This is a genomic window from Rhodobacter sp. P1_C2 (assembly GCF_056406375.1).
In genome coordinates this window covers 402,287-414,205 of the sequence record NZ_JBFUAG010000003.1, presented here as the reverse complement: position 1 = coordinate 414,205, position 11,919 = coordinate 402,287, and the positions used below count along the sequence as shown (strand labels likewise).

Sequence of the window (11,919 nt, the reverse complement as noted above, 5' to 3'; positions counted from 1 at the left end):
CAATATGGGGGCAAAGCGGGCAAACGAAAAGGGCGCCCGAAGGCGCCCCTGACGTGTCGTCCAGATGGATCAGATGTTTGCGCTGATCCAGTTGGCAAGTGCGGCCTTCGGCGCGGCACCCACCTTGTTCGAGGCGACCTGGCCGTCCTTGAACAGGAACAGGGCCGGGATCCCGCGCACGCCCAAAGCGGCCGGGCTGTCGGGGTTTTCGTCGACGTTCACTTTGACGATCTTGATCTTGTCGCCATATTCCACGGCCAGCTCTTCCAGAGCCGGACCAATCTGACGGCAGGGGCCGCACCACTCCGCCCAGAAGTCGACGATCACCGGAACGGTGGACTGGCGGACTTCCTTGTCGAAGGTGGCATCGGTCACGGCAACGGTTGCAGCGCCCATGATAATTCTCCTGAGGATTTCGGACTCAGAACCTAGGTGCGCTGCACCGCCGCGTCAAGGGTCGCAGCCCCAAGTATCGTGGCCCGCCCCAGCGCCGCCCGCAGCATATCGGGTTCAAGCGGCATCAGCTGGCCGGTCTGCGTCCACAGGATGCTGAGCGTGATGGCGCGGCCCGGATAAATCCCCTCCAGCATGTGAAGATAGGCCCCCATCTGGCGCAGAATCCCCTCCGGCACGGCAGAGGCGCTGGCGGGCACGCTGCGATTGCTTTTGAAGTCCACCGCATGGACCGAGTTTGGCGTCAGGATCAGCCGGTCGATGGTGCCAAGCAGCCTCTGCGTCCCCCAGGGCGCGGTCAATGCTACCTCGGCCAGACTGTCCGCCCCGAACAAGGGCCCGAGTTCCGGGTTCTGCAGCAGCCCCGTCACCTGCGCCAGAAGATCCTGCGCGAGGTCGCCCACCAGATGATCGGCCACCATCGGCCAATCTTGCGGCGGATGGTCGGGCAGGTGTTGCAGCAGCAGGTGCAGCGCCGTGCCCTGGGCCTTGGCCACCTCGGTCTCTTCGCCGAAGCCCGGCAAGGCCTTGGCCCCGCCGAGATCGGAGGGGGAGAGCGACTGCGCCGCCTTGGCCGGGCGTTCGGTCTGCAGGAACATCCAGTCTTCGGGCGCTTCGGCGACCTCTGCCACCGGAGTGCTTTGCGCCGCAGCGTCCGGCCAGACCCCGCAAGCATGGCGCAGGCCTTGCGGTGTGACTTCGGTCGGCAGCCGCGCCATGCCGTCGGAGACGATCTTGTGCCAGGTGCCGTCCTTGGTCGATTTCCCCGCCCCCGCCACGATCAGCCAGCACCGCGCCCGGGTGAGCGCGACATAGAGAAGGCGCAGGTTCTCCTCCGCCTCGCGGGCCTGTTTCTGCTGGCGCAGAGCCACAATCTGCGGCGGGCTGTCGTCGGCCGGGGTCTTCCACAGGACGTTGCCCTCGGCGTCTTCATAAAGCGTATCGCGTTCGCGCGGGTTACGGTCGGCGGTGTCGGGCAGGATGACGATCTCGGCCTCGAGCCCTTTCGAGCCGTGGACCGTCATCACCCGGATCCGCTCGCCCGCGCCATCGGCCTGGCGTTTGACCTGCACCGAATCCGCCTCCAGCCAGGACAGGAAGCCGGTCAGGCTGGGCACAGCGCCGCGTTCATAGGCGAGGGCCTGGTTGAGGAGTTCGTCGATCGCATCCTCCGCCTCGGCCCCAAGCCGGGCGATCAGGCGGCGGCGGCCGTCGTGGCGGACCAGAACCCGCTCCAACAGGTCAAAGGGGCGCAGATAGTCGACCTGATCGCGCAGGTCTTTCAGCAGCGTGACGGTCGCGCTGTCCTCCTGCCGCAGCTTTTCCCACAGATAGCCCGGCCGCCCCTGCGCCAGATCGTAAAGCGCCGCCTCCGACAGCCCGACGAGGGGGGAGCGCAGGACGGCGGCCAGCGACAGGTCATCCTCGGGCGTGGCGAGGAAGGAGAGAAGGGCGACCAGATCCTTGACCGCCATCTCCTCCCCGAGTTTCAGCCGGTCGGCCCCGGCGATGGGCAGGCCGCGCCGCTTGCAGGCGCCGATGATCTCGTCGAACAGGGGGCCACGGGTCTGCACCAGAATGAGGAAATCCCCGGCATGCACGGGACGCGGACCGTGGCGGGTGGTGATCTGGGTGCCGCTGGCCAAAAGCGTCTCTATTTCGGCGGAAATCCGGTCTGCGAGCTGCGCCACCGGATGGGTTTCGCGGATCAGATCCACCGGGTCTTCGAAGTCGATCTCCTCTTTCTCCGCCTCGGCCTCGATTAGCGGCCAAAGATCAACCCGCCCCGGCAGGTCGGGGAAACAGGCGCGGTGCTGGACCTTGTCGCCCAAGGCGGCCTCCGACAGGCCACCCAAAGCGGCATCCACCAGATTGAGTATCGCCGGCGAGGAGCGGAAGGAATATTCCAGCGGCAGGGTCTGAAAGCGCTGGCGGGCGGCCTGGAACTTGCCCTGAAAACTGCGCTGCTTCTCATCGAAGGCCGCGACATCGGCGCCCTGGAAGGAATAGATCGACTGTTTCTTGTCGCCCACGACAAAGAGGGTGCGGCCGCCGGGGCGGGTGCCTTCGCCGGCGGTGAATTCGGCGGTCAGATCCTCGATCACCTGCCATTGCGCGGGGGAAGTGTCCTGCGCCTCGTCCACCAGAACGTGGTCGATCCCGCCATCCAGCCGGAACAGAACCCAAGCCGCCACCGAGCGATCCTTGAGCAATTGCCGCGCCCGGGCGATCAGGTCGTCAAAGTCCAGAACCCCCAGCGCCGCCTTGCGCGCCATGTAGCGTGGCAGGAAGGCGCGGGCAAAGCCGTGGATCGCTTCGGTCTTCCGCACCGCCTGCAAGACCTGCCGCCGCCGCTTGGCACTTTCCACCCGGCTCATCAGGTTATCCAGCCGGGGCATCAGGGCGGGGATCTTCTTGCGGGTGTCGGCAGTCGGAAAGGCGCCGATCTTCGCCTGACCGGCCTTCTGACCGGAACCGTAGAGAAAGACCCCCTCCAGCCGTTCCAGCGTCGCCAGGTTGGGCGCGGAAAGGTCTGTCGCGGCGAGTTTCTCCCGCGCCTTGTTGTCATTCGCCCCGCCAGCGGCCAGCGCCGGCAGAAGCTGTTGCAGGATATCCGCCTCGTCCCCCAGAAAGACATCCGACAGAAGCTTCGCCTCGCTTTCCCCCTCTGGCATGGCGAAAAGGGCAGGAACAGAGCCTGAAAAGCCGTCGGGATAGCCCGCGACCTCTTCCATCAGCGCCGTGAAATCCTCGCCGCCGAAGACCATCGCGGCGGCGCGCAGGGCCTCGGGGGCGAGCCTATCGGCCAGCTCCTCCAGCAGATCCTGCCGCAGCATTCGGGCGGCGCGGTCGTCCAGTTCGACGAAGTTGGGCGAAACCCCGGCCTCCAGCGGAAAGCGGCGCAGAAGGCTGGCGCAGAAGCTGTGGATGGTCTGGATGCGCAAACCGCCCGGCGTCTCGATCGCGCGGGCAAAGAGGCGGCGGGCGCGGGCGAGGTGGGCCGCATCCAGCACCGCCGTCTCGCCCAGTTCGGCCAGCGCCACGGTCAGCGCCGGTTCCGGCATCATCGCCCATTCGCCCAGACGCTGGAACAGCCGGTTCTGCATCTCGGTCGCCGCAGCCTTGGTATAGGTCAGGCAAAGGATGCGCTGCGGCTCCACATCGGCCAGCAACAGCCGCGCCACGCGGTCGGTCAGAACGCGGGTCTTGCCCGATCCGGCATTGGCCGACAGCCAGGTCGAAGAGGCGGGGTCGGCGGCGGTGATCTGGGCGGTAATCGCCTCACGCGGGGTCATCGGGGCCTACCTTGATCTGGGTGGCGCGCTCGGTCATGTCCCATTCGCCAAAGCGGGCGAGGTGGTCATAATCGCCGGGATAGCGGGTTTCGAACATGGCGCGGCGCGAGGCATAGCCGGTGTCGCGTTGACCATAGCGCTTGATCAGGGTCACGAACCGCTCCCAGATCGCGGTGATCTCTTCCGGGGTCAGCGGCGTCTCCTCGACCTTTTCCGAGGCGCCGAGGCCGATATAGCTGATCCGCGCCACCTCCATCGGATGCGGGGTAAAGCCGCCGCGTTCGGCCATGGCGGCGGCGAGGTGGAGTTGCAGTTCGAACACCGTCTGCTGCGCCTTGGAGGGTGGGGTGCCGGTCTTGTAATCGATCAGATGCAGGCGGCCGTCGGGCAGAAGGTCGATCCGGTCGGGCGTGCCGTAAAGCGTGAAGCCGGTGCCCTCCACCGGGGTGCGGCCCTTGGTTTCGATCTGCAAGGTCTGGCCGCCAAGCTTTTGATCCTGATGCAGGAAATGCCCCGCCGCGCGTTCCAGCCGGGCCAGCCACAGCATCCGGGCCGAGGGGAAGGGCGTCTCCTCCGCCAGAACCTCGGCCCCGATGGCGAGAAGCCGGGCCCGCGCCTCTTCGAGGGTTTCCGTCGCGGGACGTTCACCCACGAAACGTTCGAGGATCAGGTGCAGCGCGGTGCCCCGGTCGCGCGGATCGGGCTGGGCGCGCAAGGGGTCGAGCGGGCGCAGGCGCAGGATATATTGCGCGTAAATCGCATAGGGGTCGCGGATCAGGGTGCGGATCCGGGTCAGCGACAGCTCCTTCGGCCTTGCGGCAAGCGGCGGCGAGGGTTGCGGGCGTTCGGCCGGGGCAAGGCCCGTATCCAACACCGCCACCGGCCGTTCCAGCGCGGCGCAACGGTCCAGCCAGACCTGGCCCCGCGCCTCCATCGCCTTCAGCGCGAGATCGCCGCGCTTCGCGCCCAGACCGCTCATCAGATTGGCCAGACGGTTCAGCCAGCGCGAAGGGACCGTCTCCGCCTCGGCATCGCGGAGCGCGCGCGACAGGATGACGAGGGGGGCCGCGACCGCCTGTTGATAGTCATGCGCCGAAAGGCCGATCTGCCGTTCGGGCAATAACAGAGCCGCATCTTTGCGCATCTTGCGGTTCAGCCAGGGGTCCGGATCGGTCGCGGCGGGCCAGGTGCCCTCGTTCAGACCGGCGAGGATGACCAGATCCGCCGCGATCTCGCGCGCCTCGCGCGGGCCGTGGAAGCTGACCAGCGGATGGCCGGTCACCGGGCTGCGCACCTCTTCCTTGGCGATCAGGCCGTCGAAGAGCATCCGGTAATCGGCATTGGACAGGGCGCCTTCATGGTCGCCATCGCGGGCGAGCATGTCCATCAGCTTCAGCGCGGCGAGGCCCGGCTCTTTCTCCCACAGCCCGCCGCTGCCTTCGGCTGCGGTGCCGCGGGCGAGCGTCTCGGTCGCGGCGCGGTGGCGAGCGACGTGGTCGGCCAACCGGGTCAGCGGTGGTGCGGCGATCAGGCGCAGGACTGCGGCCATGGCCTGACCCCAGGCGGCGGCGTCAGGCTCCTTGCGGGCGCTGGCCCAGTGCAGCACGGCCTCGGCGGTGGGAAAGGCCGGACCGTGGCGGCGCAGATGCAGTTCCAGATCGCGGGTCAGCAGCAGATGGGTGCCGCGATCGCCGCCGCTGGCCGCGAGGGGGTGCTTCAGCAGGGTCATCAGCACATCGGCGGTCAGGGGCGCCTCGAAGGCGCGTACCACATGGCGCAACAGACGCCCCGGCGCTGACAGGGCCAGCGGCATCCCGGCGGAATCGTCGGGCAGGATCGCCCAACGGTCGAGTTGCGCCTCCACCCGGCGGGCAAGGTTGCGGTCCGGTGTCACCAGCGCCGCCCTCTGCCCGCGCGACACCGCCCGCCGGAGGATCAGCGCCAGGGTCAGCGCCTCTTGCCGGGGATTGGCGGCCTTGATGAGGGTCATGTGCTGAGTCGTGTCCAGCAGATCGGGCAGGTCCTGGCCTTCGACCAGCCATTGGTCGGTGACCGGGGCGGGCCGCAAGGACAGCGAAATCAGGCGGTTGCGGGCCGGATCGGCCGGCGCGGCCGCGTGCCAGAGGGGGATCTGGTCCGGCGTCAGGCCCAGAAGGTCCATCAGGCGGCGATAGCGGTACTGCGGGTGATCCTCGGCGCTCAGCGCGTCGTCCATCTGGGCCCAGACGGCGGAGGGCATATCGGTGTCATAGCCCGGCAGCACGATCATCCCCTGCGGCAGCCGCGCTACCGCCTGCATCAGCACCGCGACCGGCCCGCGTGACCCGGTGGAGCCTGCGATGATCACCGGCCCCTGCAGCGGCGCGGTCTGCCAAAGTTCGGCCAGGCGTTCCGCCGCGATCCGGTGGCGGGCGGGGCCGTCCTGCGCCGCCATGATCGGGGCGACGATGCGCAGAAAGGCCTGGGTGCGCGCCCAATGTTCCGAATGGCCCGAGACGTCGAGGTTTGCGATGGTCTCGGCCGCAACGCCCTCATCCTGCATCTCGTCCAGCAGAAGGCCAAGGCTGCGCGCCAGATCGAAAAGGGCAGCGCGCGGGGCGAGGTCGGGTTGGGCCTGCAACAGGCTGTCGATCAGCCGGGCGAGATCCAGTTCGCGGCGCAGCGCGCTCGACGGGGCGGGCAGGTCGGCGAGGATCGGGTGCTGCGCCAGTTCGGACAGGACCAGCATCCGCGGCAGGAAGGTCGCGCCACCGGTCATGAAGACCTCGGTCACCCGGCGCCGCATCCTCTGGCTGTTGAGGTAGAGCGTCACCCGCGCCATCGCCTCGGCCGGCTGACCCGCCAGCCGCGCCTGCAGACCCGCCACCAGCGCGGACGCGAAATCGACGCCGAGCGGGAGTGCGAAGACCTTGTCAGCCATGAAGCATCGCCTCCGCCAGGGCAATCGACTCCGGCTGGCCCACGTCACACCAGCCGCCCTCGTGCAGAAGGCCGAAGGCGCGGCCCTCGGCGATCATCTGATCCCAGAGAAGGTTCAGCGAGAAGGCCCGCGCCGCCACCCCCTCCAGCCTTTCGGTGCGCAGGATCTGCGCGCCAAGGTAGACCGGACCCGGCGCCCCCTTGGCCCGGCTCAGCCTTCCAGAGGCGTCCATCAGGAAATCACCCTTGCCCTTGTGGCCAAGCGCGCGGCTGACCGGCGCGAGCAACAGCAGCGCATCCATCCGGTCATCCCAGGCGGCGGCGAGTTCCTCCAGCGGGTTGGCGCCGGACCAGACGGCATCGGTGTTCAGCGTCATCACCGGCCCCCGCCCAAGCAGGGGCAGCGCGGCGCGCAGGCCGCCGCCGGTTTCGAGGATCTCGTCCCGCTCCCAGGACAGGGCGATGTCCTGCCCCGCCAGATGCCGGGCGATCTGGTCGCCGCGGTAATGCAGATTGACCACGGTATGTGAGACTGTTTCGGCGCTTCGCAGGTCCAGCGCATGATCCAGCAGCGGCTTGCCATCGACCGGGATCAGGGGTTTCGGCCTGTCCTGGGTCAGGCTGCCCATCCGCGTGCCGAAACCTGCGGCGAACAGCATCAAAGGGAAGGGCGGCATGCGGCCTCCAGCTTGGGCAGGTCGGGGGCGGGCAAGAGCCGGTCGCAGATGGCGCGCAGGTCGCCCAACGCGGGATGGGCGAGGTTGCGCTGCAACTGCCCCCAGACCTGCGGGATCATCGGCAGGTAACGCCGCTTGCCCTCCACCGCCGCGAGCCGGGCAAAGATGCCGAGGATGCGCAGCGCGCGCTGGGCGCCAAGCGCGGCATAGGCGGTCTGAAACGCGGCAAGATCGGCGCCGGAACCTGCGGCAAAGCGGCGGATCATGGCGGATTCGATCGCCTCCGGCACCGCGCGGCGGGCATCCTGCAGCAGCGAGACGAGGTCATATCCGGGTTGCCCCATCTGGGCGAGTTGGAAGTCAAGAAGGCCGACGCGGGCCAGACCTTCGCGGTCGGGCAGCCAGAGCAGGTTCTCGGCATGGTAGTCGCGCAGGATCAGAACCCGGGGCCCGTCGGCATGGGAAGACAGCGTTTCAGCCATGATAGAGACGAAATCCGCCCGCCCCGCCGCATCGCCCGCCAGCGCCTTGCGGTAGAAGTCGATGGCCAGGGCCGCAGCCTCGGCCCAGGCGGCGGCGGTCAGATCGGGCAGGTCCGCCGGGGCGGGATGGCGTTGCAGGTGCAAGAGCACATCGGTGGCGGCTTCGTAGAGAGGCAGTTCCAGGGAAGGGCTTTGGGCGATTTGTTGCGGGTAAAGCCCGTCGCCGAGGTCTTCCAGCAACAGGAAACCCGCAGCGGCATCCTCGGCCAGGATCGCGGGGGCGGAAAGGCCGAGGTCGCGCAGATGGCGGTCGATGCGGGTGAAATCGGCGACGGAATCGGCCTGGCCGGGCGGGGCATCCATCAATATGGCGCTGCGGTCCGGCGCGGTCAGCCTTTCGTAGCGGCGGGCCGAGGCGTCGCCGGCCAAGGGCTTGCGGGCGGCATCGGCCCAGCCGGAGGCGGCGATAAAATCGGTTGCCGTCGCGGCGCGCAGCGCGCTGGTCAGTGCAGCGGTAAAGCCGGGCCGCGCACCGGGAGAAAGATGGGCGCGGCGGCCGTCGCCCGAGGGTTCCAGCCGCAGGCGCAGCGGATTGGGGGGCAGATAGCTGCCCAGACGTTCGGGCCATTCGATCAGGCAGATGGCCGCAGGATAGGCCTCTTCCAGCCCCAGTTCCAGCACGTCATCTGGATGGGTCAGGCGGTACAGGTCGGCATGCCAGATCTCGGGCCCGTCCTCCTCTGCCGCGGGGTAGGTCTGGATCAGCGTGAAGGTGGGGGAGGGCACCTCCTCCGCCTCGCCCAACAGGGCGCGGATGAAGGCGCGGGCGAGGTGGGATTTTCCCGCACCGATGGCGCCTTCCAGAAGCAGCGCATCCCCCGCCCGCAACAGGCTGGCCAGGGCGCAGCCAAGCCGGGCGGTGTCGTCTGCGGTGGCAAGGTCAAGGATCAAATCTTCGCTCATCCGCCAAGCTTAGTCGACCTTGGCGGCAGAGGGAATCGCCCTTACGCCCGTTTGAGCCCGGAGTCGGCGGCCAGCACCGCCTTGGGGCCGGCGCCCGCATCGCGCAGGCGGAAGGCGGTCATCGTGGCGCTGCCCGACAGGGGCGCAAAACGGCAGTCGATCAGCCTTCCATCCAGCAGCCGCAATTCGGCCCGCCATTGCGTGCGGTCACCGGGGTTGGAGGCAAATTCCTCCAGCTGCGCCCAGACCGGATTGGGCGAACATTGTTCGCGCCATTTGCACGACAGCGAACGCAGGGTCGCCTCCGACAGGCTGGCGGCCGGATCGCCGCCCCAAAGCCGCGCATAGGCGGTGTTGGAGATCACCAGCTGGCCGGCCGAGGAGAAGACGGCAATCGCTTCGTCCACCTCGTCGATCACCGACTGGCTCAGCTCCAGATCGGCGCGGAAACGGCGGGTGCGCAGCATTTCACCCGAGATATCCTCGAGCATCAGGGCCAGGGCGCCGTTCGGATGCGGCCGCCCGATGACGCGGTAGGTCTGCCCGCCCGGCAGGCTCCAGGTTTCCTCGTAAAGACCGGAGGCTGCGGCGCGCTCCATCTCCATCAGCTGGCGGCGCCAGTTGCGGTAATCCTTCGGTTCGGGGATCATGTTGCGGTCGCGCATCCCGTCCAGCACCGACAGAAGCGAGGGCCGCATCGACAGGAAATCCGCCGGCAGCCCGGTGAGGTCCATCAGCGCCGGGTTGAACAGCACCAGCTGGCGCTGCTTGTCAAAGATGGCGAGGCCGACATGCAGATGGGCGAAGGTCTTGGTCAGGGTCAGCATGAAATCGCGCAGGGCGGTTTCGGCGTGGACGGCGGCATCGGCGGGGCTGGCAAAGACCAGACGATCCTCGCCATCGGCAAAACCGGTGAGGTCGTACCACTGCGCCTTGCCCTCGCGCGGCGAGAGCCTCTGGCGCTGTCCGGAGATGCCCTGCGCACTCGCCTGCCGTTCGAAAAGCCGGGGCAGGGGCCAGGTCAGATCCTGCCCGGGGTCCAGCACCTCGGCCGCGCGCAGCATGTAGCTGGCATTGGCCCAGATGATGTCGCCATTGCTGCGCTCGCGCCACATCAGCACCGGGGCGCGGGCGATCGTGTCGCGCAAAAGGTCCAGCTCTTCCTGCATCGCGCGTTGCGCCATCAGGTCCTGGCCTGCGGCCCGATCGTCGCGGCTGGGATCGGCGAGCATGATGCGGGTCAGCCCGCCGCGCTGTTCGGCCTGCAACAGCAAGGGGTTCCCCCGCGCCGGCGTGGAGGCCAGCGTCAGCGCCCCTTCATAGGGCAGCTGCAAGAGCCGCGCCTCAAGCTCGGCAAAATGCGGCGCCAGATAGATCATCAGCTTGGCCCAGGCCGAGCCGCTGGCCGGGCTTGACGTCAAAAGCGCGCGCGCCGAGGGCGTGCTGTCCACCAGGACCTCGCCATCGAACAAGAAGACGGTCGCCGAGGTATCCTCGGTGAAAATCGTGACGCGAGCCGCCTTCTGGCGACGCTCGCACAAGACCAAGGCCGCCAAAGCCAACCCGGCGGCGGCCAACGCTGAAAACGTCAGCTCCACAATCGTAAGCCAGTGCAACTGCATTCTGCCATCCCCGACATTCCCGATCTGCAACCTACGGGCGTGGCGGTTAACGAACGGTTAAACTTTTGGGTAAGATTTGACCGAACTCACACAAGGTTGGGCTGATTTTCACCCGAGACGAGATTTTCCGGCGCACGGAGGGCGGATTCGGGCCAGACGACCTCGACCACGGCGCCGCCGCGCTGCGGGCGCTCGCTGGGGGCCAGGAAGGGATCGGTGGCATTGGCAAAGGTCAGATCGGCGCCGGTCCGCTCCAGCAGCGTCTTGGCGATGAAGAGGCCCAGACCCATGCCTTCATATTCCGGGCGCAGACCCTCTTGCTGCGGCTCGCGGCGCAGGCGGACGAAAGGGTCGCCGATCCGGTGGATCAGATGCGGCGGAAAGCCCGCGCCGTCATCGACGATCCGCACCCGGATCTGCCCGCCCTGCCATTCCAGATCGACCCAAACCGTCGAGGCGGCGAAATCCACCGCGTTCTGGATCAGGTTGCGCAGGCCATGGATGATCTCGGGCCGGCGCAGCACGGCGGGCGGGAAGGGCAGGCCAAGGTGATCGGTGATCTCGACCGTCTTGCCGCGGTTCAGATGCGGCTCTGCCGCCTCGCGCACCACGGCGATCAGCGGCGCCTGGCGCAGCAACAGGTCATCCTTCCCGGCCCGCCCCATCGAGCGCAGGATGTCGCGGCAGCGGTCGGTCTGGTCGCGGATCAGCTTGGCATCCTCCTGCAGGCCGGGCTGGCCGTCCAGCTCGTCGATCAGCTCGGCCGCGACCATCTTGATCGTGGCGAGGGGGGTGCCAAGCTCATGCGCGGCGGCGGCCACGACGCCACCCAGATCGGTCAGCTTCTGTTCGCGCGCCAGCGCCATCTGGGCAGCCAGCAGGGCATCCGACATCGCCCGCATCTCCACCGCGATCCGGCGGGAATAGGCGGCCAGAAACACCGTGCCGCTGACGATTGCCGTCCAGAACCCGATCTCCAGCTGGGTCGGCAGGCTGAGGATCTCGCCGTTCCTGAAGTGCAGGGGCTTGTAGATGAAGCCGATCGCGGTGACGAGCTGGATCGAGAGGCCGCCAAGGAAGATCGTCGATTTCAGCTCCAGCGCCGAGGCGGAGATGGTGACAGGCACGATGACCAGCAGGGCGAAGGGGTTGTTGAGCCCGCCGGTCACCCCCACCAGATAGACCATCTGCGCCAGGTCGAAGAGCAGCATCAGCATGGCCTCGTGGTCGGCCAGCCGCTTGTTGGCCGGAAAGACCAGGGTGATCCAGATGTTCAGCGCGACCGAGGCGCCGACCGCCATCGAACAGGGGCCGACCGGCAGGACGAGGTCGAAGTACCAAGGCGCCACGACCAGAACCGCGATCTGCCCGGCGATCGAGATCCAGCGCAGCAGGGTCAGCGTGCGCAGGCGCACCCAGTCGCCGTGGACATAGCGGAAACCGGGGTGCACATCTGTGTGAGTCATCAAATTCCGCCCCTCGCCCCTTGCGTCACGCATTGTTATTG

General features: G+C 67.8%; 7 protein-coding genes and 1 pseudogene. All 8 read right to left on the bottom strand.

The features are described 5' to 3' along the window. Positions 1 to 69: 69 nt before the first annotated feature. The 8 genes and pseudogenes from trxA to regB all read right to left on the bottom strand — a co-directional run bounded on the left by trxA (position 70) and on the right by regB (position 11,878). Positions 70 to 396, bottom strand: a complete 327-nt coding sequence (gene trxA / locus AC1DZT_RS06940; RefSeq protein ID WP_478005880.1) for a thioredoxin — start codon at positions 394 to 396, stop codon at positions 70 to 72. A gap of 32 nt (positions 397 to 428) precedes the next feature. Continuing rightward, positions 429 to 3,749: a double-strand break repair helicase AddA gene (addA, locus tag AC1DZT_RS06935; protein ID WP_478005879.1), complete on the bottom strand. Its 3,321-nt coding sequence runs from the start codon at positions 3,747 to 3,749 to the stop codon at positions 429 to 431. Continuing rightward, positions 3,736 to 6,669, bottom strand: coding sequence for a double-strand break repair protein AddB (addB, locus tag AC1DZT_RS06930; RefSeq protein ID WP_478005878.1), 2,934 nt, complete (start codon positions 6,667 to 6,669; stop codon positions 3,736 to 3,738). Before addB ends, addA begins: the two co-directional genes overlap by 14 nt. Beyond that, a complete protein-coding gene (locus AC1DZT_RS06925) occupies positions 6,662 to 7,345 on the bottom strand; it encodes a nucleotidyltransferase family protein (RefSeq protein ID WP_478005877.1) in 684 nt (227 codons plus the stop codon). The genes addB and AC1DZT_RS06925 overlap by 8 nt, the downstream gene beginning before the upstream one ends. After that, a complete protein-coding gene (locus AC1DZT_RS06920) occupies positions 7,327 to 8,334 on the bottom strand; it encodes an aminoglycoside phosphotransferase family protein (RefSeq protein ID WP_478005920.1) in 1,008 nt (335 codons plus the stop codon). Before AC1DZT_RS06920 ends, AC1DZT_RS06925 begins: the two co-directional genes overlap by 19 nt. A 45-nt stretch (positions 8,335 to 8,379) precedes the next feature. Continuing rightward, positions 8,380 to 8,790, bottom strand: a pseudogene (tsaE, locus tag AC1DZT_RS06915) (tRNA (adenosine(37)-N6)-threonylcarbamoyltransferase complex ATPase subunit type 1 TsaE); the annotation flags it as partial. 41 nt (positions 8,791 to 8,831) lie between these two features. Next, the gene (locus AC1DZT_RS06910) at positions 8,832 to 10,412 is read right to left on the bottom strand and encodes a PAS-domain containing protein (RefSeq protein WP_478005876.1); all 1,581 of its coding nucleotides are present in this window, start codon (positions 10,410 to 10,412) and stop codon (positions 8,832 to 8,834) included. Between the two features lie 86 nt (positions 10,413 to 10,498). Next, a complete protein-coding gene (gene regB / locus AC1DZT_RS06905; protein ID WP_478005875.1) occupies positions 10,499 to 11,878 on the bottom strand; it encodes a sensor histidine kinase RegB in 1,380 nt (459 codons plus the stop codon). Between the last annotated feature and the right edge of the window lie 41 nt (positions 11,879 to 11,919).